The sequence below is a fragment of the Thalassovita sp. ABM4_323 genome (assembly GCF_056158665.1).
In genome coordinates this window covers 587,043-611,268 of sequence record NZ_JBSWTS010000007.1, presented here as the reverse complement: position 1 = coordinate 611,268, position 24,226 = coordinate 587,043, and the positions used below count along the sequence as shown (strand labels likewise).

17 protein-coding genes are annotated in these 24,226 nt (G+C 60.9%); 13 read left to right on the top strand and 4 right to left on the bottom strand.

Annotated elements, in window-relative coordinates; genetic code table 11:
- The first annotated feature begins 32 nt into the window (after window positions 1–32).
- Both ACXADQ_RS05345 and pbpC read left to right on the top strand, forming a co-directional pair.
- Window positions 33–5,459, top strand: coding sequence for an alpha-2-macroglobulin family protein (locus ACXADQ_RS05345; RefSeq protein ID WP_475316312.1), 5,427 nt, complete (start codon window positions 33–35; stop codon window positions 5,457–5,459).
- Window positions 5,456–7,489, top strand: coding sequence for a penicillin-binding protein 1C (gene pbpC, locus ACXADQ_RS05340; RefSeq protein ID WP_475316309.1), 2,034 nt, complete (start codon window positions 5,456–5,458; stop codon window positions 7,487–7,489). Before ACXADQ_RS05345 ends, pbpC begins: the two co-directional genes overlap by 4 nt.
- 54 nt (window positions 7,490–7,543) lie before the next feature.
- On the opposite strand, the gene ACXADQ_RS05335 is transcribed toward pbpC, so the two are convergent.
- Together ACXADQ_RS05335 and ACXADQ_RS05330 are read right to left on the bottom strand one after the other, a co-directional pair.
- A complete protein-coding gene (locus ACXADQ_RS05335) occupies window positions 7,544–8,719 on the bottom strand; it encodes an acetyl-CoA C-acyltransferase family protein (RefSeq protein ID WP_475316305.1) in 1,176 nt (391 codons plus the stop codon).
- Between the two features lie 113 nt (window positions 8,720–8,832).
- Complete coding sequence (locus ACXADQ_RS05330; RefSeq protein WP_475316302.1) at window positions 8,833–9,561, bottom strand: metallophosphoesterase family protein; 729 nt, start codon at window positions 9,559–9,561, stop codon at window positions 8,833–8,835.
- A 226-nt stretch (window positions 9,562–9,787) separates the two neighbouring features.
- Here ACXADQ_RS05330 and ACXADQ_RS05325 point away from each other — a divergent pair, with 226 nt between their 5' ends.
- Window positions 9,788–10,162, top strand: coding sequence for a hypothetical protein (locus tag ACXADQ_RS05325; protein WP_475316299.1), 375 nt, complete (start codon window positions 9,788–9,790; stop codon window positions 10,160–10,162).
- Between the two features lie 62 nt (window positions 10,163–10,224).
- On the opposite strand, the gene serA is transcribed toward ACXADQ_RS05325, so the two are convergent.
- Complete coding sequence (gene serA / locus ACXADQ_RS05320) at window positions 10,225–11,817, bottom strand: phosphoglycerate dehydrogenase (protein WP_475316295.1); 1,593 nt, start codon at window positions 11,815–11,817, stop codon at window positions 10,225–10,227.
- Between the two features lie 64 nt (window positions 11,818–11,881).
- The gene (locus tag ACXADQ_RS05315; protein ID WP_475316292.1) at window positions 11,882–13,024 is read right to left on the bottom strand and encodes a phosphoserine transaminase; all 1,143 of its coding nucleotides are present in this window, start codon (window positions 13,022–13,024) and stop codon (window positions 11,882–11,884) included.
- Between the two features lie 401 nt (window positions 13,025–13,425).
- Here ACXADQ_RS05315 and ACXADQ_RS05310 point away from each other — a divergent pair, with 401 nt between their 5' ends.
- Genes ACXADQ_RS05310 through speB form a run of 10 tightly spaced genes read left to right on the top strand, consistent with a single transcriptional unit; the run spans window position 13,426 to window position 24,060 of the window.
- The gene (locus tag ACXADQ_RS05310; protein WP_475316289.1) at window positions 13,426–14,499 is read left to right on the top strand and encodes an ABC transporter substrate-binding protein; all 1,074 of its coding nucleotides are present in this window, start codon (window positions 13,426–13,428) and stop codon (window positions 14,497–14,499) included.
- A 54-nt stretch (window positions 14,500–14,553) separates the two neighbouring features.
- On the top strand, window positions 14,554–15,591 hold the full coding sequence (locus ACXADQ_RS05305; RefSeq protein WP_475316287.1) for an ABC transporter ATP-binding protein: 1,038 nt from the start codon (window positions 14,554–14,556) through the stop codon (window positions 15,589–15,591).
- A 3-nt stretch (window positions 15,592–15,594) separates the two neighbouring features.
- The gene (locus tag ACXADQ_RS05300) at window positions 15,595–16,449 is read left to right on the top strand and encodes an ABC transporter permease (protein ID WP_475316284.1); all 855 of its coding nucleotides are present in this window, start codon (window positions 15,595–15,597) and stop codon (window positions 16,447–16,449) included.
- Window positions 16,449–17,225, top strand: a complete 777-nt coding sequence (locus ACXADQ_RS05295) for an ABC transporter permease (RefSeq protein ID WP_475316282.1) — start codon at window positions 16,449–16,451, stop codon at window positions 17,223–17,225. Before ACXADQ_RS05300 ends, ACXADQ_RS05295 begins: the two co-directional genes overlap by 1 nt.
- Window positions 17,222–18,607, top strand: a complete 1,386-nt coding sequence (locus ACXADQ_RS05290) for an NAD(P)/FAD-dependent oxidoreductase (protein WP_475316279.1) — start codon at window positions 17,222–17,224, stop codon at window positions 18,605–18,607. The genes ACXADQ_RS05295 and ACXADQ_RS05290 overlap by 4 nt, the downstream gene beginning before the upstream one ends.
- The gene (locus ACXADQ_RS05285; RefSeq protein WP_475316275.1) at window positions 18,604–20,040 is read left to right on the top strand and encodes an aldehyde dehydrogenase family protein; all 1,437 of its coding nucleotides are present in this window, start codon (window positions 18,604–18,606) and stop codon (window positions 20,038–20,040) included. Before ACXADQ_RS05290 ends, ACXADQ_RS05285 begins: the two co-directional genes overlap by 4 nt.
- Window positions 20,040–21,698, top strand: a complete 1,659-nt coding sequence (locus ACXADQ_RS05280) for an amidohydrolase (RefSeq protein ID WP_475316272.1) — start codon at window positions 20,040–20,042, stop codon at window positions 21,696–21,698. Before ACXADQ_RS05285 ends, ACXADQ_RS05280 begins: the two co-directional genes overlap by 1 nt.
- Window positions 21,685–22,155 (top strand): DUF3237 domain-containing protein, encoded by a 471-nt coding sequence (locus ACXADQ_RS05275; RefSeq protein WP_475316271.1) that lies wholly within the window; start codon window positions 21,685–21,687, stop codon window positions 22,153–22,155. The genes ACXADQ_RS05280 and ACXADQ_RS05275 overlap by 14 nt, the downstream gene beginning before the upstream one ends.
- Window positions 22,155–23,117: a LysR family transcriptional regulator gene (locus tag ACXADQ_RS05270; protein ID WP_475316267.1), complete on the top strand. Its 963-nt coding sequence runs from the start codon at window positions 22,155–22,157 to the stop codon at window positions 23,115–23,117. The genes ACXADQ_RS05275 and ACXADQ_RS05270 overlap by 1 nt, the downstream gene beginning before the upstream one ends.
- Entirely contained in the window at window positions 23,104–24,060 is a 957-nt protein-coding gene (gene speB / locus ACXADQ_RS05265; RefSeq protein WP_475316264.1) for an agmatinase, read from the top strand. Before ACXADQ_RS05270 ends, speB begins: the two co-directional genes overlap by 14 nt.
- Window positions 24,061–24,226 lie beyond the last annotated feature (166 nt).

The window sequence follows — 24,226 nt, the reverse complement described above, 5'->3', positions numbered from 1 at the left end:
CACGATCCATCCATTGTTGAAGGAGAGAATTGATGCGTCCATTTCTGAGTGCCGTTGTGACGGCCGTATTCGGCATGGCTTCGACCTTGGCTGCGGATGTGATCCCTGACAAACGGTTGATCGTCAGCCGGGATATGGATTTCTATGGCTCGGATGTGGCGCAGCTGTTTGACACGACCTATCAGTCCTGTGTGAACCTGTGCCTGTCGGATGACTCCTGCCAGGCCTTCACCTTCAACAGCAAATCCAACGCCTGTTTCACCAAAAGCGAGATCAGCGAGCGCCAACCATACGAGGGCGCATGGTCGGCGCGGGTCGTGCTGAACAGCACCGATGCCATAGCGCGCGCCGAACGGCTTGGGCCTGATCTGGGGTTTGTCGGCCCCAACGATATGTCGCGCGCAAAATCTCAGGCGCAGCGGATCGGAGGCACCCACCCGTCAGGCGAACACCAACCGCTGGATCTGCTGGCCGCCGCGCGCGAGCGCAGCGCCAACGAGGATTGGCTAAACGCGATGCGCTGGACGGGCGCCGCGTTGTCGCATCTGGATCGCAGCGATCTGTGGGCCGAGTACGCGCGGACAAGTTTGTTGATCAAGACCAGCAGCGGCTCGGACCGACGCAAATATGCGGACCGGGCGCGGTATGCCGCGATCAACGCCTATGTTCGGGCCGAAAACACAGCGCAACAGGTCAGCGCTCTGCAAGTGATGTCTGACGCATTGGAGCGCAGCCGTCGTGGCCGCGACATGATCCACGCCTTGCGACTGGCGCAATCGTTGCAGCCAAACCGCGCGGATATTGGCGAAGCTCTGGACAAGGCGATCGGCAAATACGGGTTCCGGATCACCGAGCACACCGTCGAAAGCGATCTGGCGAACCCGCGCGTTTGCGCAGAGTTTTCTGAACCGCTTGTTGCCGCGGGTGTCGACTATGCGACCTATCTGCGCCTGCCTGCCACTGACATGGCCGTCGAGGCCAGCGGCAATCAGATCTGCGTCACCGGTGTCGATCATGGCAGCCGCTATCGCGTGACCTTCCGCGAAGGTCTTCCCGCCAAAAGCGGCGAAATGCTGATCAAAGATGTGGACCTGAACTTCTATGTTCGGGACCGTTCGCCCCGTGTGAGCTTCCCCGGGCGCGGTTATGTGTTGCCGCGTACCTCGGATGCGGGTCTGCCCATTGAAACCGTCAACCTGACCGAGGTCGATCTGACCCTGCGCCGCATCAGTGACCGCAACCTGTTGCGCGCGATCCAGGACAGCTATTTCGGGCGGCCATTGTCCTATTGGGAAGAACAGGAATTTTCCTCGGAGATTGCCGAGGAAATCTGGACCGGCAAGGGCGAAGTTCAGATGGAACTGAACCGCGACATGACCACCCGGCTGCCGATCGGGGATGTCGTCGCCGAACTGCCCGCTGGCATCTATGCGCTGTCCGCCGCGCAGGCGGGGGCTGATCCCTATGACAGCCCCGGCGCGACGCAATGGTTCGTTCTGTCCGATCTGGGTGTCAGCAGCCTTTCGGGTGTGGACGGGATGCATGTGTTTGTGCGCTCGCTCAGCTCGACCGAGGCAATCGAGGGGGTGAAGGTCTCGCTGCTTTCGAATGCGAACCGGGTGCTGGGGACAATCAATACGGATGCGAATGGATATGCACAGTTTGACGATGGCCTGACCCGGGGCACTGGCGGTGCATCGCCAGCCTTGCTGGTGGTTGAAAAAGGGGAAGAGGACATCGCCTTCTTGTCGCTGAAAGAGCCCGGGTTTGATCTGTCTGACCGGGGGGTCGAAGGCCGCGAGCCCAGCCCGCCGATTGATGTCTTCCTGACCACGGATCGCGGGGCTTATCGCGCCGGAGAGACCGTTTATGCCACCGTCCTGACCCGCGACGGCGTTGCCAAAGCGCTGAATGACCTGCCCGTGACAGCGATCCTGACCCGGCCCGACGGGGTAGAGTATGCGCGCCACTTGTCAGTAGAAGATTCCGCTGGGGGCCATGTGTTTCAAATGCCGCTGGGCCCAACTGTGCCGCGCGGAACGTGGCGATTGGCGATCAAGGCGGATGTGGATGCCGCGCCTCTGACCACCGCCAACTTCCTGGTCGAGGATTTCCTGCCCGAACGCATCGACTTTGACATCGACCTGCCCGATGGCCCGATCAAGCTGGCCTCGGCGCCGGATATGCAGATCACTGCGCGCTATCTGTTTGGGGCTCCGGGTGCGGGTCTGCGCTCTGAGGCGCTGATCAAACTATCGGAAACCGAGACGCTGGAGGGATTCCCCGGCTATCGGTTTGGCCGCTATGACACCCGTTTCAGCCCGCGCACCGACTATGTTGATGGCGGCGAAACCGATGCAGACGGCAAAGCCTCAATCCCGGTCGAGGTCGGTGATCTTGGCGATGCCGATGGCCCGCTGATGGCCCGCATCACCGTGAACATGTACGAAGGGTCGGGCCGTCCGGTTGAACGCGCGCTGACTCGCGTGCTGACCCCGATGAAACCGCTGATCGGGATCAAACCCCTGTTTGACGACGTCCTGCCCGAAGGGGGCGAGGCCGCGCTGAACATCCTGGCGCTGGATCAGAGCCTGGCCGCCACGGAAATGAACGTGCGCTGGACCGTGAACCGGGTCGAGCGTCGCTACCAATGGTATCAGCAATACGGTGAATGGAACTGGGAGCCGATCACCACCCGTAAACGCATCGCGACAGGCGAGGCCCTGCTTGGCGCCCAGCCAACGCAGGTGAGTGCGCCGGTGGAATGGGGCCGCTACGAGCTGGTGGTCGAGAACCTGGATGACCCTTCGATCTCGGCCTCGACCAGTTTTTATGCGGGGTGGTATGCGCCTGCGGATGTCAGCGCCACGCCGGATACCCTGGAACTGTCGCTGGACAGCAGCGGGTATAAATCCGGCGACACGGCCACGCTGAAGATCGTGCCGCGCTATGCTGGCACCGCGTTGGTCACCGTCATGTCCAACCGTGTGATCGCGATGAAAACGGTCGAGGTCACCAAAGGCGAAAACGAAATCCCCCTGGAGGTCACGGATGAATGGGGCGCGGGTGCCTATGTCACGGCCTCGGTCATTCGGCCGATGGATGTGGCTGCCGGGCACAACCCTGCGCGCGCGATGGGCCTGTCCTATGCCAAGATCGATCCAGCCGATAAACAGCTGTCGGTCAGCTTTGACGCCCCGGCCGAGACCGATCCGCGCGGCACGTTGCGTGCCGCCGTTCAGGTGGAAGGCATCAGTGAAGGCGATACCGCCTATGTGACCGTTGCTGCGGTGGACTTGGGTATTCTCAATCTGACCCGCTTCAAGTCACCGAACCCGTCGGCGCATTACTTTGGTCAGCGTCGTCTGGGCGTGGACATCCGCGATGTCTATGGCCGGCTGATCGACGGGATGAACGGCGCCATGGGGCAGGTCCGTTCTGGTGGGGATGCGGGCTCGGGCGGGCGATTCCAATCGCCCCCGCCGACCGAGGAACTGGTCGCCTTTTTCAGTGGCCCCGTTCAGGTTGGTGCGGATGGCCGCGCCGAGGTCGAGTTTGATCTGCCAGCCTTCAATGGCACCGTGCGGCTGATGGCGGTCGCATGGTCGGACACCGCCGTGGGTCAGGCCGAGGCAGACGTTCTGGTGCGTGATCCCGTGGTCGTGACCGCCAGTTTGCCGCGTTTCCTGGCGCCAGGCGATGAAAGCCGCCTGCTGCTGGAAATCGTTCATGCGACCGGACCTGCGGGCCGCATGGGCCTGGACGTGACCGCAACCGGCATGGTGCTGACAGATGGGCCCTCGGGTGTGACGCTGGCCGAGAAAGGCAAAGCTGAGCTGACCCTGCCCATTCGCGCCGAGGATGTCGGCGACCACACTATCCGCGTGGCGTTGACCACCCCGGATGGTCGTCAGCTGCTCAAAGAGCTGACGGTTCCTGTGCGTCGCAACGATCCCGCCGTGTCCAACACGCAGCGATTCGAGCTGGCAGCGGGGCAGACCTTTACTCTGGATGACAACGTCTTTGCCGGGATGCTGCCGGGGACCGGACGGGCGACCTTTACCGCCGGGCCGCTGGCCAAGCTGAACGCGCCTGCGCTGTTGGCGTCGCTGGATCGCTATCCCTATGGCTGCACCGAGCAGGTTACCAGCCGCGCGATGCCGTTGCTGTATCTGTCCTCGGTGGCAGAGGCCATGGGATTGGGGGGAAAATACGACGTCGACAAACGCATCGATCAGGCGATCGAGCGGGTTCTGACCCGTCAGGCCAGCAACGGAGCCTTTGGCCTGTGGCGCGCCCAATCGGGGGATTTCTGGCTGGATGCCTATGTCACCGACTTCCTGTCGCGGGCGCGGACGGCTGGCTATGACGTGCCGGACATTGCCTTCCGACTGGCGATGGACAATCTGCGCAATCGTTTGAACTATGCGTCTGACTTTGATCTGGGTGGCCAGGACATCGCCTATGCGCTGATGGTGTTGGCCCGCGAAGGCGCGGCCTCGATGAGCGATCTGCGCTACTATGCGGATGTCAAAGGCGGCAATTTCGCGACGCCTTTGGCAGCGGCTCAGGTCGGGGCAGCGTTGGCCTCGTATGGGGATCAGACCCGAGCGGACACGATGTTCATCCGCGCGGCAAGCATGATCAAGCCGATGCAGGAAAGCGGCGCGAATGTGTGGCGGGCGGATTATGGCACGCATATGCGCGATGCCGCCGCTGTGCTGACCTTGGCGGTCGAATCCGGCAGTACCGCGGTTGATACGGATGCCTTGGCCGGGCGAATTGGTCGTGTGCAACGCGGCCTGTCCACACAGGAAAGTGTTTGGGCGCTGATGGCGGCCCATGCGATGGTCACGGACCCAGGTGTGTCCGGGCTCGAGATCGACGGCACCCCCGCCACTGGGCCTTTGGTGCGGATGCTGGAGGATCGGGTCGCGATGCAACCGGCCAAGATCCGCAATACGCGCAGCCAACCGGTGCAGATCACGCTGACCACCTCGGGCGTCCCCGAAGTGCCCGAGCCCGCAGGTGGCTATGGCTATGGGATCGAGCGCGCGTTCTTTACCCCCGAAGGTGCCCCCTTGGCGCTGGATCAGGTCGAAACGGGGCAGCGTATCGTTGTCGTTCTGACCGTGACGCCGTTCGAAAAGGGGGGCGCGCGGCTGATGGTGAACGATCCCCTGCCTGCGGGGCTTGAGATCGACAATCCTCGGCTGCTGCGTTCGGGTGACATTCGCGAACTGGATTGGCTCAAGGTAGCTTACGCCGAGAATGTCGAATTCCGCACGGATCGTTTCCTGGCTGCGGTGGATTGGCGGACGGACAAGCCCTTTACCCTGGCCTATGTGGTCCGCGCGATCTCGCCCGGGACGTTCCACCATCCTGCGGCCACAGTCGAGGATATGTACCGCCCGCAATATCATGCGCGCACGGATACGGGCCGCGTGACGGTCGAATGAAACGTCTTGCCCCATTTGCCCTGATCGCAGCCCTGCTGGGCGGGGCAGCGGCGCGGGATGCCGTGGATGATTGGGTTGCGCGGACGCAAATGCCGGTGACGGTGGTTGAACATTCAACCGAGCTGCGCGACCGCAACGGCGACCTTCTGCGCGTCTATACGGTAGCGGATGGTTTGTGGCGTCTTCCGGTCTCGCTGGATCAGGTCGATCCCCAATTCGTCGACATGTTGATCGCCTACGAGGATCGCCGTTTTGCGCGCCATACCGGGGTCGATCCGCTGGCCGCCCTGCGTGCCACCGCGCAGGCTTTGACCAATGGCCGAGTGATCTCGGGCGGTTCGACCCTGACCATGCAGGTTGCGCGATTGCTCGAGGATGGCACGACCGGACGATGGAGCGGCAAGCTGCGGCAAGTCCGTGTGGCCATGGCGCTGGAGCGGCGCCTAAGCAAGCCCGAGATCCTGAGCCTCTATCTGTCCCTGGCGCCCTATGGGGGGAATATCGAGGGCATCCGCGCCGCGTCCCTGGCCTATTTTGGCAAAGAACCCAAGCGTCTGACCACGGCGGAATCCGCGCTGCTGGTGGCCTTGCCCCAGGCGCCCGAGGTCCGTCGTCCCGATCGCCATCATGACAGTGCAACTCGTGCACGGGCGCGCGTTCTGGATCGGATGACCGAGGCTGGGGTCGTCTCGGTCGAAGACCGCGCAGCGGCGTTGATGGACCCGGTGCCGCATCAACGGCGCCCCTTTCCGGCTTTGGCGCCTCATCTTGCAGACGCAACGCGCGCCGCGCAGCCCGACACGCAGCGTTTGTCTCTGACGGTGGATGCCACCGTTCAGGCAAGCCTGGAACAGCTTGCGGTGGACGTGTTGCGCCACCAACGAGACGAGCTGTCCGTCGCGATCCTTGCAGCCGATATCAAAACCGGTGCGATTGTCGCCTCGGTCGGATCACGCGCTTATGCATCGGGCAGAGGGCAGGGCTTCATCGATATGACCCGCGCCCTGCGCTCTCCCGGGTCGACACTGAAGCCTTTGGTCTATGCCATGGCCTTTGATCAGGGTCTGGCCCATCCGGAAACCCTGATTGATGATCGCCCTATTTCCTTTGGCCGCTATGCGCCGCAAAATTTTGACGGGCGGTTCCGCGGAGAACTGAAAATCGCGGATGCGCTGCGGCAATCGCTGAATATCCCGGTGGTGCTTTTGACGGACGAGATCGGGCCGCAACGCCTGATCGGCGCTTTGCGCAGGTCTGGTGCAGCCCCCGTTATCCCAGGGGGCAAGCCGGGCTTGGCGGTCTCTTTGGGCGGTGTCGGCGTCACGCTGCGCGATCTGGTGCAGCTATATGCGGGCCTGGCCAATGGCGGTCAGGCAGTGACATTGCACGCATCGGGGGGGCCCATGCCCGGCCCCCGGATCGTCAGCCGCGCCGCTGCGTGGCAGGTCGGGCACATTCTGTCGGGCATGCGGCCTCCGCCCGGGGCGCCGACGGGGCGGTTGGCCTACAAGACCGGAACCTCGTACGGGCACCGGGATGCCTGGGCCATCGGGTTTGATGGCGCGCATGTGATCGGGGTGTGGATTGGCCGACCAGACGGCACGCCTGTTCCGGGCGCATTTGGCGGAGATATGGCAGCGCCGGTTCTGTTCGACGCCTTTCAGCGGCTCAAGCCAGAGCTAGAGGTCCTGCCCCCGCCACCGCCGGAAACCCTGCTGGTCAGCGCCGCTTTGCTGCCGCAACCTCTGAAACGGTTCCAGGGACGGAACGCGGTTTTCAAGGTCGACAGCGATGCGCCCAAACTGGCGTTCCCACCAAATGGCGCGCGTTTGCCCCTGTCCGAGGCGGGGCTTGTCGTCAAACTGCGCGATGGCGCCCCCCCCTTTACGGTTCTGGCGAACGGCGCGCCCATACTGACGGGAAATCGCGCGCGCGAGGTTGCCTTGCCAGACGTCGGCAAGGGGTTCGTTACCCTGTCGGTGATCGACGCCAAGGGGCGCTCGGATCGGGTGAATATCCGTGTAGAATAGCAAAAGGGGCCAGGTTCGACCCGGCCCCAATTCCTCAGATCTGTGCGTCTGGCCTTACAGGCGCTCAAGAGCAATGGCGATGCCTTGACCGCCACCGATGCACATGGTCACCAAAGCCTTCGAGCCGCCAATCCGCTCCAGCTCGTACAGGGCTTTCACGGTGATGATCGCACCGGTCGCGCCGATCGGGTGGCCCAAGGCAATCGCCCCACCATTGGGGTTCACTTTAGCCGCGTCCAGACCCAGCCCTTTGTTCACCGCCAGCGCCTGAGCGGCGAAGGCTTCGTTCAATTCGATCACGTCGAAATCGCCGATGCTGAGGCCGGTTTTCGCCATCAGGTTTTCCACGGCGGGAACCGGACCGATGCCCATGACCTCGGGGCGCACACCCGCATGGGCATAGCCCAGAATACGTGCTTTGGGTTTCAGGCCAGCCTTCTCGGCCGCCTCGGCGCGGGCCAGAACCAGTGCCGCAGCCCCGTCATTCAGACCCGAGGCATTCCCGGCCGTCACGCTGCCATCCTTTTTGAATGCCGGGCGCAGCTTGGCCAGACCTTCTGGGGTGGTTGCCTTGGGGTGCTCGTCCTTGGCGAATTCGACCATCTGACGCTTGACCTTGACCTCGACCGGCACGATCTGGCTGTCGAAATGGCCCGCTTCAATCGCGGCGGCGGCACGGTTTTGGCTTTCCAGCGCGAAGGCGTCCATCTGTTCGCGCGTCACATCATTTTCCGAAGCAACGTTTTCCGCCGTGATCCCCATATGGCCGGTCCCAAAGGGACAGGTCAGCGCGCCAACCATCATGTCGACGGTGCGAATGTCGCCCATTTTCTGACCCCAGCGCTGATCCGGGATGATATAGGGCGAGCGGCTCATGTTTTCAGCGCCACCGGCAACGGCGAAATCCGCGTCGCCCAACATCAGCGATTGCGTGGCCGAGACGATGGCCTGCGCGCCCGAACCGCACAGACGGTTCACGTTCATCGCCGGGGTGGTGTCGGGGATGCCGGCCTCCATGGCGGCGACGCGCGACAGGTACATGTCGCGGGGCTCGGTGTTGATGACGTGGCCAAAGGCGACATGGCCGATCTGGCCACCTTCAACACCAGAACGGGCCAGGGCCTCTTTGGTGGCAATGGCGCCCAGCTGTATCGGAGCGACCCCCGCCAGCGATCCTCCGAATGTTCCGATTGCGGTGCGTGCGCCATCCAAAATAACGATATCTGTCACGGGCTCTCTCCCTCTGGTGCTGGAAATTTCGCGAAGCCTAGAGGATGCTGCGATGCAACAAAAGCATTTTCCGAGCGTCGCGCCCTTACGTTTTTTGCGTTCAGGGCGCAGACTCAGGGATCTAGCGGCATCCGGCCCATCGCATCCAATGTCCAGACCCGTCCGTTTTCGAATACAGCGGCGGTGATCGGGCGTCCGTATCCAGCACCGCTGTCCAGATTCACACGGTTGCCGCGATGCTCGGCCGCCTGAATGGCCGTATGTCCATGCACGACCAACCAGGGGTGTTGGCGCGGATCGTCCAGAAACTCTTGCCGAATCCACTTCATGTCGTCGCGGGTTTGATTGGCCAACGAGATCCCCGGCCGGATGCCCGCGTGGACGAACAGCAAATCATCAATCAACAGATGGTCGGGCAGGCTTTCCAGATAGGTCAGATGCGCCGAGGGCACCACGGATTTCGCCTCGGCCCAAAGCGCCGGGGCAGGGCGGTCCAGGTCGGTCATTCCATAAGAGGCCAGCGTTGCCAGCCCGCCCAAACGTGGCCCTGTCCAGGGAACGCCTGATTTGATCCGTGCATCCTCCACCGCGCCCGTCCGCAGGAACCCCGCGAACAGATCATCGTGATTGCCGCACAGAACGGTCCAGTTGCGGCCTTCGGCCTGACCGGCCCTTAGGCGTTCGATCACCTGAGCACTGCTGTCACCTCGATCCACCAGGTCGCCCAGAAACACAATACGCGCATCGGGCCCGCCATCGGATTCAATATGGCGCAGTGCAGTTTCCAGCATGTCCAGCTGGCCGTGAATGTCGCCAACCGCGTAGATGGGTGTGTTGCTCATTTCTGCCTCTTTCCCCGAGTCGGCGGCACCCTAGGAGACCCCGGATAGATGGTCCAGCACCCTGAGCCGCAGTTTCTATGACGATATTGGCGCGAAATCGGCTATACATGACCTTATGCATCATGCCGCGCCAGACCCCAGCGACGGCCTGAGCAAAAAACATGTGGGGCAATCCGTCGTTCGGGGGGCTCTCTGTTCGGCGCGAACTGGAACAGGGAGAGAAAAAATGAACGGAATCTCATACTATTTCATGGTGCTTGCCGTGATCTGCGCTGTGTTGGGCATGGCGCTGGGCATTCACATGTCGGCCTCGCACGATCACACCATGGCGCCGGTCCATGCTCATATGAACCTGATCGGATGGGTCTCGATGGCGATATTCGCGGGGTATTATCACGCCGTGGCCAAAGCGCGCCAAGGCTTGCTGCCCCGAATTCACCTGGGGCTTTCGCTGCTTGGGGTAATCGTGATTGTCCCGGGCATCGCGATGGCAATTCTTGAAAAAGGTGAAGGGCTGGCGGCAGCCGGGTCATTTCTGACACTGGCCTCAATGCTGGTTTTCTTGCTGGTCGTAATCCGCGCGGGAAAAGCGTCAGGTTGACCCAAAAAGAAACCCCCGCCCAGACAAGCCGGGCGGGGGCTACTATCTAAAGCCGAAGAGGCTTAGGCGTTGAATTCCAGCGGCTTGATCTGTTTGAACAGACCAGTCGCGGCTAGCGCGTCCAGGGTGGTTTGGTTCAGCGAGTCATCCACGTACAGCAGAGCAATCGCCTCGCCACCGGCGGCGGCGCGACCCAGGGTGAAGTTGGCGATGTTCACGCCGTTCTCGCCCAGGATGCCACCCAGGGTGCCGATGATGCCAGGGACATCTTCGTTGGTGGTGTACAGCATGTGCTCACCAACCTCGGCGTCGATGTTGATGCCTTTGATCTGGATAAAGCGCGGCTTGCCATCCGAGAACACGGTGCCCGCCATCGAACGCTCGCGCTTGTCGGTGACGACGGTCACTTTGACATAGCCTTCGAAGGCGCCGGATTTGTCCTGGTTGGTGGTGCTGATCTGGATGCCACGCTCTTTGGCGACGACCGGAGCCGAGACCATGTTCACGTCGGGGTTCGATTTCTTCATGATCCCCGCCACGACCGAGCAGTTCAGCGCGGGCAGGTTCATTTCGGACACGACACCGTCATACAGGATGTTGATGGCTTTGATCGGCTCGTCGGTCAGCTGACCGATGAAGCTGCCCAGATGGCCTGCCAGATCGACCCAGGGGCCCATGACCTTGGCTTCTTCGGCGGTCATCGAGGGCAGGTTCAGCGCGTTTTCAACGGCGCCGTCCAGCAGATAGTTCGACATCTGCTCGGCAACTTGCAGGGCCACGTTTTCCTGAGCTTCGGTGGTCGAGGCGCCCAGGTGCGGCGTGCAGACAACGTTGGGCAGGTTGAACAGGACGTTTTCCTTGGCGGGTTCTTCCGCGAACACGTCAAAAGCAGCGCCGGCAACGTGGCCGGATTTCAGCAGCTCGGCCAGGGCGTTTTCATCCACCAGGCCACCACGGGCACAGTTGATGATACGCACGCCTTTTTTGGTCTTGGCCAGGTTTTCAGCCGACAGGATGTTGCGGGTGCCATCGGTCAGCGGCACGTGCAAGGTGATGAAGTCGGCGCGGCCCAGCAGGTCGTCCAGCTCGACTTTTTCGACGCCCATCTTGTCGGCCTTTTCTTCGCTCAGGAAGGGGTCGAACGCGATGACCTTCATTTTCAGGCCCTTGGCACGGTCGCAGACGATGCCGCCAATGTTACCCGCGCCGATGACGCCCAGGGTCTTGTTGGTCAGCTCGGTGCCCATGAACTTGGACTTTTCCCATTTGCCGGCGTGGGTGCTGGCCGAGGCTTCGGGGATCTGACGAGCCACGGCGAACATCATTGCGATGGCGTGCTCGGCGGTGGTGATCATGTTGCCGAAGGGGGTGTTCATGACGATCACACCCTTTTTCGAGGACGCTTCTTTGTCGACGTTGTCGGTGCCGATACCAGCGCGGCCAACGACTTTCAGCTTGTCGGCGTGCTCCAGCAGGGTCGGGGTGACCTTGGTGGCCGAGCGGATCGCCAGGCCGTCATACTGACCGATGATTTCGGCCAGTTTTTCTTTGTCCTTGCCCACGTCGGGCAGGAAATCAACGTCTATGCCGCGATCACGGAAGATCTGAACGGCGGTTTCGGACAGTTTGTCAGATACGAGAACTTTGGGGGCCATGGGGGCTCTCCTTCAAAGATGAAATGTCAGGGAAAGGGGCGGGCGCGGGGCCCGCCGCCGTCACTTATTGGGCTGCGATTTCGGCCTCGAAGGCCCATTCCAGCCAGGGCAGCATCGCCTCGATGTCCGAGGTTTCAACCGTGCCGCCGCACCAGATACGCAGGCCTGCGGGGGCGTCGCGATAGGCGCCAATGTCCAGCGCGATGTTTTCTGCTTCCAGACGTTTGGCCACGGCCTTGGCAAAGGCGGCGCCGTCCTGGATGCGGTCATCGGTGAACTTCAGGCAGACCGAGGTGTTCGAGCGCGTGGCGTCATCTTCGGCCAGGTTGGCGATCCACGGCTTGGCGTCGCAGAAATCCCAAACGGCCTGTGCGTTGGCGTTGGCGCGACCCATCAGGCCCTGCAGACCACCAACCGAACGGGCCCAGTCCAGCGCGACCAGGTAATCCTCGACCGCCAGCATCGACGGGGTGTTGATGGTGGCGCCGGTAAAGATGCCCTCGATCAGCTTGCCGCCCTTGGTCAGGCGGAAGATCTTCGGCAGCGGCCATGCGGGGGTGTAGCTTTCCAGACGCTCGACCGCGCGGGGGCTGAGGATCAGGATGCCGTGGGCCGCTTCGCCGCCCAGAACTTTTTGCCAGCTGAAGGTGGTCACATCCAGCTTGTCCCAGGGCAGGTCCATCGCGAAAGCAGCCGAGGTGGCGTCGCAGATGGTCAGACCATCACGGTCGGCGGGGATGAAATCACCGTTGGGAACACGCACGCCCGAGGTGGTGCCGTTCCAGGTGAACACGACATCGTTGTTGAAATCGACGGTGCTCAGGTCAACGATCTGGCCATATTCGGCGGTTTTGACCTCGGCGTCGATTTTCAGCTGCTTCACCACGTCGGTGACCCAGCCCGAGCCAAAGGATTCCCAGGCGACCATTTCCGCCTTGCGTGCGCCCAGCAGCGACCACAGGGCCATTTCCACGGCGCCGGTATCCGACGCGGGCACGATGCCGATCTTATAGTCTGCGGGGATGCCCAGAACCTCGCGGGTGCCTTCGATGGCATCCTTCAGCTTGGCCTTGCCGACAGCGGCACGGTGCGAACGACCCAAAGCGGCGTCCGACAGCAGATCCAGCGAGAATGTGGGGATTTTGGCGCAGGGGCCAGAGGAAAAACGCGGATTAGCCGGCCGCGTTGCCGGTTGTGCAATAGCCATTGATGCTACCCTTCCAGATAAGCGCCTCTCGTTGGGGAGAGGTGTCCCACGGACGGACCTATGGAACCTTCGTTAAAAAAGCAATAGGGAAAGACAAGATCGATAAAATGAGCGCGAATTCGTGTTGTTTGCGGTGTCCTGGCCCGATGCCAGCAGGGCAAGCCCAACCTAATAAATAGGTTCCGGTCAGAATCGATTCTGTTCAGACGCTTGTGTTGCGACCAAAACTTTCGGCCCTCGCAGGACCCTGAGGGCGCCAGCCAGCGGTCGCTCTACCTCGCGACCTCAACGGTTATAAAAAACCCGAAGTGAATTCGGAAATATGGTGATGTTTATCGAAGTATAGTTTTGCTCTGCTTGCTGAAAATCGATGACCACTCTTCCAGCACAGGGGAATTTCAATGATCAGCCAGACCAGACGTCAGTTTCTGAAAACAACAACCGCGTCCACTTTTGCGCTTGCGGCGCCGACGATCCTGCGGGCTGCGGACGGGCCGCTGAAGATCGGGGTCTATGGTGGCTACTTCCAGGATAGCTTTGACGCATTCGTCTACCCGGATTTCACCGCGGCCACCGGTATCGAAGTGGAAAGCATTGCCGTTCCGACGGGCGAGGCGTGGCTTATCCAAATCCAACAGGCGGCACGCGCGCGCCGTGCGCCCTCGGATGTGTCCATGATGGCAACCACTGGTGTGTTGCAGGGCATGAAGTCCAAAGTGTTCGCAACGCTGAACGCAGACGCGATGCCGAACCTTTCGAACCTGTCCGAAGATCTGATGGTTCGGTACGAGGATGGCGGGCTTGCAGCGGCGCCCGCTGTTTCTTGGTACATCACCGTCGTACAGAACACGGATACCTTTGCAGCCCCCATCCAAAGCTGGGCCGAGCTGTGGGATCCCAAATACAAAGATCAGCTGGGCCTGCTGGCGCTGGTGTCGAATTCTTATCTGCTGGAAATCACCGCAGCGACGTTCTTTGGCGGCACGAGCTATCTGACCGATGAAGCATCGATCCAGGAAGTTCTGGCCAAGGTCGCCGAGATCAAACCGAATGTGCGCCTGTGGTATCGTGACGAAGCGCAGTTCGAACAGGCGTTGAAATCCGGCGAAATCCCGATGGGTCAGTATTACCATGACGTTGCCGGCCTGGCCGCCGCTGATGGGTTCCCGGTGCGCTCGAACTTCCCCAAAGAGGGTGGTCTTCTGGACCGTGGGAACTGGGTCGTGCCCGGTGCGTCGGACAAGATCGGCCAGGCGCAAGAGTTCATCAACTACATGGCGCAGCCCGAAATTCAGGCGATGCTGGCGCGCAATCTGGGCACCGCTCCGACCGTCGCGCGCGAACTGACGGACCTGACCGACGAAGAGTTCGGCGCCGTTTCCTCGGACATAACCCCGATCATTCCGCGCTACGACATGCAGGTCGAAAGGCAGGACTATCTGAACCAGATCTGGTCGGAAATGTTGAACAGCTAAGAGACAGGGCCCGTCGCTGACCTGCGGCGGGCCCGCTTTTTGAGGGAATTTGGAATGACCGGTCTTCATCTCGCAGATGTCAGCAAGAATTATGGAACCTTTGCAGCGTTGCAGAAACTGTCGCTGGAGGTGGATCACGGACAATTCGTTTGTCTTTTAGGGCCGTCAGGGTGTGGGAAAACCACACTTTTGCGGATCATCGCAGGCCTGGAAGAGCCCACAACAGGCACTGTGTCCTTGGCCGGAAAGGACATTACCAAAGTCCCCGCCCACAAGCGCGACTTCGGGATGGTGTTTCAATCTTTGGCCCTGTTCCCTCATTTATCCGTTGCTGAAAACGTTGCCTACCCGCTGGCCATCCGGGGCGTCTCAGCTGCGGAACGTCAGAAAAGAGCAGAGGACGCACTAGAGCTTGTGCATCTGCCCGGGCGCGGTACGCGCGCGATTTCGCAACTGTCTGGCGGGCAACGTCAGCGCGTTGCCATCGCCCGTGCGTTGGTGATGGAACCGGCATTGTTCCTGTTGGATGAACCGATGTCAGCGCTGGACGCCAAACTGCGCGAAACCATGCAGATCGAAGTGAAACGGTTGCAACGCCAGTTGGGTGTCACCTCTCTTTTGGTGACACATGACCAACGCGAGGCCATGACCACTGCCGATCTGGTGGTCGTGATGTCCGAAGGCGAGGTGCAGCAGGTTGCGCCGCCGCTCGAGATTTACCGCCAACCCGCCAATGCTTTTGTGGCGGATTTCATTGGTACGACCAATCTGATGCGCGGGGATGCGGCTGATGGGATCTTTACTGGGCCGCGCGGAAAAATCGAAGTGAACGGTCTTCCTGCAGCTGGCCCCGTAACTCTGTCGTTGCGCCCTGAGGACCTGACGCTGAGCGCCTCGCCAAAAGAGGCAAGCCTGCAGGGAAAGGTAAGCTTCGTGCGCGCCCTGGGGGCCACGACCGAGGTAACGCTGGAGGCCGAGGGTGAGACGCCAGACCTGACGGTAAGTCTGCCAGGGCGCGCCCCGTGCCCGGTTGAGGTCGGCCAGACAGCCTATGTCAGTTGCGCCCCCGATGCTGCAGTCGTGCTGAGGTAAGCCATGGCCCAGTCACGCCCCGCAACCCCGCTTGGGTATCTGCCCATCCTGTTGCCCGCTTTCGCGCTGATTGCGTTTTACGTGGTGCCCTTCGGCTCGATGGTCAGCCTGTCGTTCTTCAAGAATGTTGGCGGCGGCTATTACGAAACCACCTTCACCTTGGAAAACTATCAACGGCTCTGGTCTGGCTTCATCTTTGGTGTCCTTGGGACCTCGCTCCAGGTCGCAGGGATCGTGGCCGCGCTCGCCATCGCGATTGGGTTTCCGTTCACCTATCTGTTGGTCAAAAGCTCTCGTCGGGTGCATGTTTTCTGGCTGATCCTGATGTTATCGGTGCTGTCGTTGTCCGAAGCCATCATTGGTTTTGCCTGGTCGACGCTGTTGTCGCGCACGGCCGGGATCGGCACGATGCTGGCGGCCTTGGGCCTTCTGGATGCGCCGCAAAGCTTTGCTCCCAGTTTCGGTGCCGTGATTTCAGGCGTGTTCTACATCGCGCTGCCCTATGCGGTTCTACTGTTCTACCCGATCCTCAGCCGTCTTGACCCCGAAGTGGATCAAGCAGCGCGCACCCTGGGGGCCTCGCCGTTGCGCGCGTTTTTCGGGGTGATCGTGCCGTTACACCGGATTCCGATTGTCGTCACATCGATCATGATTTTCGTCTTCGTCCTGGGGTCCTACCTGATCCCGCAGGTGCTGGGGCGCCCCACGAACTGGACTCTGTCAGTGGTGATCTCGGATCAGGCGCTGTTGCAGGCGAACCTGCCATTCTCGGCGGCCCTGGCGGTGTTTCTGATGACGGTAACCTGCCTGTTGGTGCTGACGGTCTATCTTTTTAACCGCAAAGCGGAGGCATCCTGATGACACGTCTGTTTTTCTGGGCCGTCGGTATCGTGATAGTCGCGCCTTTCATCGTGATAGCCGGAGTGTCGGTGAACGAGCGCCGCTCGCTCAATTTCCCGCCAGAGGGATTTAACCTCGCGTGGTACGCCGAGCTGTTTGTGGATACAGGGTGGCGTTCGGCGCTGCTTACATCCGTGGGTGTGGCCTTCGCTGCGGCGGCGCTGGCTGTCGCGGTGGCTTTGCCCGTCGCTTGGTTCAACTGGCGCTATAAAACCGGATTTGGGCGGGCCGTTGTTGCAGTCGGAGCAATGCCGTTTTTGCTGCCACCAGTGATCACGGCCGTGGGCTTCCTGAGCTTCTTTATCATGATCGGAGCCTATGGATACCTGTGGACTGTGATCGTTGCCCATGCGGTGTTTCTGGTCACTTTGCCTATCATCACACTGTCGCTGGGATTCGAGGATATCGACGAAAGCCTTGTGGATGCCAGCCGCTCGATGGGGGCGGATGAATGGACCCTGACACGCACGCTAGTATTGCCGATGATCCGGCCCTATCTGGTGTCGGGTTTCGCCTTTGTCTTCGTGATCTCGCTGAACGAATATATCATTGCAACGATGACCGTCGGCGCCGTAACCGAAACCCTGCCGATGAAAATTTTCAACACCCTGCGCTATGGCTATACGCCAGTGATGGCTGCGGCCTCTGTTGTTTTTGTCGCTACGACTGTGCTGATCTTTGCCCTGGTGGCTCGGTTCAGTGACCTGCCCAAGCTCATGGGAGCTCGCCAATGACCCCCGCAAAAACGGCCTTGTCCGACGCAATTCTTTCCCCGTTTTGGTTGGATGCTCGCGCACCGGAAACCTGTCCGCATTTGATCGGGCGCCGCGAAACTGATCTGCTGATTGTCGGGGGCGGGTTTACCGGGCTCTGGGTGGCGATCATCGCCAAGCAGCGTGATCCAAACCGCGATGTGGTGTTGATCGAGGCCAGCAAGGTGGCTCTTGGGGCCTCTGGTCGGCCTGGGGGCATCGTTTCCACCTCGGTGATGCACGGCATCGCGAACGCCAAACGTGTGTTCCCCGGCGATATGGACATGCTCGAGACGCTGGGTTTTGAAAATCTGGATGCCTGGCGCGCCACCATCGAAGAGTTCGGGATCGACTGCGACCTGGAATGGAACGGCGAGATGACCGTCGCCGTGCGGCCCGAAGATCTGCCAGAGCTGCGCGAAGAACATGACATGCACCTGCGGCACAATCCCCAGATGGATTTTCTGGACCGCGACGCCGTGCGCGCCGAGGTGGACAGCCCGACCTTTCACGCTGGCATCTGGAATCGAAAACGCACCGGGATCGTGCAGCCTGCCAAACTGGCCTGGGGGCTGAAGAAGGTCGCGCTGAAGCTGGGCGTTGCGATCCATGAATACACGCCCATGGAGCATGTCGAAGATCTGGGTCACAAACTGCGCATCAAAACCCATGACGGGCTGATCGAGGCGCCCAAAGTGATCTTTGCCACCAATGCCTGGTGTGCCGGACATCGCAAAATCAAGAACTACGTGGCTGCCTTTCGCGACCGGGTGATCGCCACCGAACCTCTGAACGCCGAGCAACTGGACCGCATCGGTTGGAAAAACCGGCAGGGCATCTATGACACGCGCAAGCAGCTGAACTATATGCGCCTGACGGCCGACAATCGCATCGTGTATGGCGGGCGCATCGGGTATTACTATGGGGGGCCAACCGACCCGGCCGGGGACCGCAAAATCGACGTCTATGAAAAGCTGGGAGAGTATTTCTTTAATACCTTCCCACAATTGGGGGACGTCAAGTTTTCTCATGCCTGGTCTGGCCCGATTGACCTGACCACCCGCTTTGCCGTGCATTTTCAACCCTATTACGGCGGCAAAGGTGTCTATGCGGGCGGCTATTCCGGTTTTGGCGTCACCGCCTCGCGGTTTGGGGCACGTATGGCGCTTGAGATGATCGATGACACCGGCGTCCCGGAACTTGGGCTCGAGCTTGCCTCCAAGCTGCCGATGCCGATCCCACCTGAACCCTTGCGGTGGCCGGGCGCGAATATCACCATCAAGGCACTGGACGGTGTGGATGAAAAGGGCGGCTGGAGACGCGCCTGGATCAAAATGGTCCACGCTTTGGGGTTCCCGCTATGAGCGCGCTGGAGGATCGGACCGACTGCGTTTTTGTCGGCGGCAGCTTCCGGGCGGGGGCTGGGCCTGTGCGCGAGGCGATCAACCCCGCCAATGAGGACGTGTTCGCCACGTTCCAGATGGCCACGTCCGAGGATGTAGGGCAGGCCTGCGCCCAGGCTGCGGCGTCTTTCAGCAACTGGCGCACCACGCCAGTGGACATCCGCGCAAAGATGCTGCGTGGCTTTGCGGATGGGCTACTGGCGCGCAAAGCTGCGCTGGTCACGCTGCAAATGCGCAACAATGGTAAGCCCAGGCAAGAGGCCGAGTTTGACGTCGAGGACGCGCGCGCCTGCTTTAACTACTACGCTGACCTGATCGAAAGTGGCGCGTTGAATCGCCCCGATCAGATGCTGCCCGAGGGAATGACCGGACGCCAGACGCTGGTGCCCTATGGCCCCGCCGCCTTGATCGTACCGTGGAATTTCCCGCTTGTGACGACCGCCTGGAAACTGGCGCCAGCATTGGCCGCTGGGTGCACGGCGGTTTTGAAACCATCCGAGTTCACGACTCTGGCCGAGCTGGTCTATGGCGACATTGCTCAGGAAATTGGCCTGCCCGAAGGGGTGCTGTCGATTTTGCCAGGTCTTGGTGACATCGGTGCGGCGATGATTGCCGCGCACGAGATCCGAAAGGTTTCCTTCACCGGCTCGACCGAAACCGGCAGCAAGGTTATGGCCGCAGCTGCAACGCGGGTATTGCCGGTGTCCCTCGAACTGGGTGGCAAGGCGCCCATCGTGGTTCTGCAAGATGCCGATATCGCGCAAGCCGCGGAAATTGCGCTGGCCGGTATCCTGTTTAATGCGGGTCAGATGTGCTCGGCCACGGCGCGGCTTATCGTGGCTCAGGCTGTCGCGGACGATCTGATCGCAGAGCTGCGCGCGCGACTTGCGAAACTGCGCGTCGGGGATCCTCTGAGCGCAGAGGTCGATATGGGCCCCGTGACCACATTGCCCCAACGGGACAAAGTGCAAAGCTATCTGCGCGCGGCCCGAACCGAGGGGCTGGATTGCCTCGCAGGTGGCGCGGATGGCCATGGGGCAGGGTATTTCGTCGAACCGACGATCTATGTGGACGTCCCCGAGGATAGCCGGCTTTGGATCGAAGAAATTTTTGGCCCGGTTCTGTGCATTCGCCGCGTATCTTCGGACGAAGAGGCCATCCGGCTGGCCAATGCAACGGAATACGGGTTGGTCGCCACGGTTGTTGGCGGCGAACGGGCGCAGCAAATCGCGGACCGGATCGAGGCGGGCCACATCTGGGTAAACGTGCCTCAAATCATCTTCCCCGAAACCTCTTGGGGCGGGTTCAAGGCCAGCGGCATCGGGCGCGAACTGGGGGACAGCGGCCTGAAGTCTTACTGCGCTGTCAAACACATCACCAGCGGAGGCCTGTGATGGCCGAGATTATTCTCTACAACGCTGCGCTGATCACAATGGACGACTGCACCACCGGCACCGCGATTGCGCTTGGCGGTGGGCGAATCCTGGCCGTCGGAAACGACGCACCCGTCCGCGCCTTGGCCACCGATGAAACGCGGGTGATTGATGCGCAGGGCCGCACGGTGATGCCGGGGCTGAACGAAAGCCATGTGCATATCTTCTCGGGATCGGTTGGGCTGACGCAACTGTCGCTTTTTGAGCAACACGGGTTCGAGCATGTCGCCGGGCTGATCCGCTCCTACGGGAGGGACAACCCGGACCTGCCGATCCTTGTTTGTCTGGGCGCGGACTACACCATTTTTGGCGAGGCGACGCCGACGCGGCACCAGCTGGACGCGATCATGGCGGATCGCCCGCTTGCGCTTATGTCTCCGGATTTTCACACGGTCTGGGCGAATACGATGGCGCTGGAGGCTGCGGGTCTGCTGCACGGCGCGGATTTGCCACCGGGCCACGAGATTGTCATGGGTCGGGACGGTTTGGCCCATGGCGAGCTGCGCGAAGGGGCTGCGTTTGGCCCGATCTTTGATCTGACGCCAACCAAGGGACGGGACCGTTTGGGGCTGACGACAGGGCTTGACCCGGCCGAGTCTCCAAGCCCGGATGACCTGGAAACCGACCGCGAAACGATGTTTCTGGGCCTTCGCCACATGGCCAGCTTTGGCATCACCAGTTTTCAGAACATGGATGGAAACCGCTACACGCTGGAGCGTCTGGCCGAGTTGGAAGCGGAGGGGCGGCTTTTGTGCCGGGGCCGTGTGCCCGGGCGACACGTGGCGGGCGATCTGGACACTGCCGTTGCCTATAGCGTGGCACTGGCGCGGGATTTCAACAGTGACACCCTGAGCGCGGGCGCGATCAAGTTTTTCGCTGATGGCGTCCTGGACAGTCACACTGCCATCATGAGCGAAGACTACGCGGACCGTCCCGGCTGGCGCGGCGAAGCGCTGTATGATCCGGAGGTGTTCAACGATCTGTGCACCCGCGCCGACGCGGCCGGATTGCAAATCGCTGTCCATGCCATCGGCGATGGAGCGTCTGGCATGACACTGGATGCCCTTGCTGCCGCTCGGACGGTCAACGGGGCCCGCGACAGCCGCCATCGGATCGAACATCTGGAGGTCGTGCGCGAAGAGGACTTTGAGCGGCTCAAAACGCTGGACGTCATTCCTTCGATGCAGCCAACGCATCCGCCTGGTCAGTGCGGCCTGCCCATGGAGCCCACCGTGTCACGGATCGGCGAGGCGAACTTTGCGCGCGCCTATGCTTGGCGGCGGATGCGCGACCTTGGCCTGCCGCTGATCCTGTCCACGGATTGGCCGGTCTCTTCGGTGGATCCCTGGGCTTCGATCCACGCGGCGATGACGCGCATGCCCTGGCACAAAAGCCAGCCCGACAACCGCTTGACGCTGCACGAGGCGCTGGAAGGCTATACCACCAATGCCGCCTTTGCCGAGTTCAAGGAAGATCGCAAAGGACGCTTGTGCCAAGGCTATCTGGCTGATGTTATCCTTCTTGACCGCGATCTGACGGAGACAACGCCCGAGGACATCGCGGATGTGAAATGTCTTCTGACCCTGTGCGGTGGAAAGGTCACGCATGACGCTTTGTGAATTGCCCATTGGGCTAAGCCACGCCTTTGATATTTCGGCCGAAATCTCCGCCCCGCTGACCGGCGGGCCGGGTCCCAATGGTCAACGCCGTATCATCGGCATCACCGGAGGAACAGTAAGCGGCCCGCGCTTGACGGGGCGCATCATCCCAGGCGGTGCGGATTATGAATTCATCCGCCCTGATGGCACGTCGCAAGTCGAGGCCCACTATGCCATTCAGGCCGAGGATGGCACCCCGATCTATATCTGCAACAAGGGGCTCTATGTTGCTCCGATCGAGGTTTCGGATCGCCTGGATCGCGGTGAAACGGTCGGTACGGACGAATACTATTTCCGCTGTGCACCCGTTTTTGACGCCCCGCCAGGCCCGCACGCGTGGCTGAATCATCGCCTGTTCATTGCGACCTGTGTGTTCACCACCGTCAGCGTCACCATTCATGTTTGCACGGTGATCTGATGGGCAAGTCGACCACCTCTCCTGCCTCAAAGGACCGCCGCTTTAATTTCGCTGTGGATACGGTCGATATCCGGCTGGTTCGGGTCTTTGTCGCCGTCGTCGAAGCCGGGGGCATGTCCGCCGCGCAGCTGGAGCTGAACCTTGCACTCTCCTCGATCTCCGAGAAAGTGTCCTCGCTTGAAAAGCGCTATGGTTTGAAACTGTGCAGCCGTGGGCGCAGCGGGTTTTCCCTGACCACGGCGGGCCAGCAGTTCTATGACGAGTGTAAGGATCTGCTTTCGGCGCTTGATACCTTTAGTCATCGGGTCGGGACGCTGACCGATACCATGCCCAGAAAGCTGACCATCGGGTTGGTGGATAACATGATATCGGATCCGTCTAGCCCGATCAGCATGGCGTTCGGGCGTTTCGCCTCTGCGGCACCAAGTGTTCATTTGCACCTGATGACGCTGACGCCAAACGAGCTTTTGAACGAACTCATGGCGCGGCGCGTGGACCTGGTGGTCGGAAGCTTTCCCAAAATCGTACTGGGTCTGGACTACATCGACCTCTATACCGAGCAGCAGCAGTTCTACTGTGCCGAGGGGCACCCGCTTTTTGAGGTGCCAGACAAAGAAATCGGTATCGAAACCGTACGCGAACACCGGATCATCGCGCGGTCCTATTGGGCCGAGCGCGATACGCAGATCTTCGCGATTTCTTCGTCTCAGGCGACGGTTTCTGACATGGAGGCCGAGGCTCATCTGATCTTGTCCGGGGCCTATCTGGGCTATTTGCCGACCCATATGGCGGACACGCTGTCATCCCGCGTTCCGCTGCGGTCCTTGCGACCTGACCTCTTTTCCTACCGTGCGCAGTTCCAAATCGCTTTGCGTGAAAACTGGCGCAACCAGAAAGCCCAGCGCGTCATGGTGGGATGTATCCAAGACGCCCTAAAGGAGATGCAACATGAAGGACTATAACCAGCCGCTGGGCGGAAACACGATGCCACGCATGGGCGGACCTGCCACGATGATGCGGCTTCCTTCGCAGCCGACCGCAGATGGCCTGGATGCCTGTTTTGTCGGCATCCCGATGGACATTGGGACCTCCAACCGGTCTGGCACCCGCCTTGGCCCGCGTCAAATCCGGGACGAAAGCCGCATGATCCGCCCCTATAACATGGCCACCGGCGCCGCACCGTTTGACACGTTTCAGGTTGCCGATATCGGGGATGTGCCGATCAACACCTTTGATCTGAAAAAATCCGTCGAGATCATTGCGCAAACCTATCACGAGATCCTGCGCCACGAGGTGGTTCCACTGACGCTGGGCGGCGACCATACTTTGACCTGGCCGATCTTGCGGGCAATGGCGGCCAAGCACGGACCCGTTGCGCTGATCCATGTGGATGCCCATTCCGATACCAATGAAATGATGTTCGGCGAAGAGGCCGCCCATGGCTGTCCGTTCCGGCGCGCCCATGAAGAAGGTCTTCTGCGCGACGACATGGTGTTCCAGATCGGCCTGCGGGGCAGTGGATACAGTCCCGAGGATTTTGATTGGGGGCGTGAAAAGGGCTGGACCGTTATCCCGGCCGAAGATTGCTGGCACAAAAGCCTTGCGCCGGTGATGGACGACATCCGGGCCAAAATCGGCGACGCCCCGGTGTATCTGAGCTATGATATTGACAGTCTGGACCCCGCCTTTGCCCCTGGAACCGGAACTGTCGAAGTGGGCGGGCTGACCACCATTCAGGGGCTCGAGATCATCCGGGGTTGCGCAGGATTGAACCTTGTCGGGGGTGATTTGGTCGAGGTCTCGCCGCCCTATGACACCACTGGAAACACGGCCGTTATTGCTGCGAATTTTTTGTTCGAAATGCTGTGTGCCGTGTCTCAGAAGACGGCCAAAAACGGGCTGTAGCTTGGGTCTCTAGCCGGCCAGGCATGCCTGAAAGCCCTCATCTACACTTCGCAATAAAGGGAGGCGTTTCCGCCTCTCTTTACAGTGACGCAATTAGAGATACCATTTAGGTAGGAACGGTTTTCACTCCGTTCTTGTTGAGCCCCAGGACCTTCGGTCTGACGGG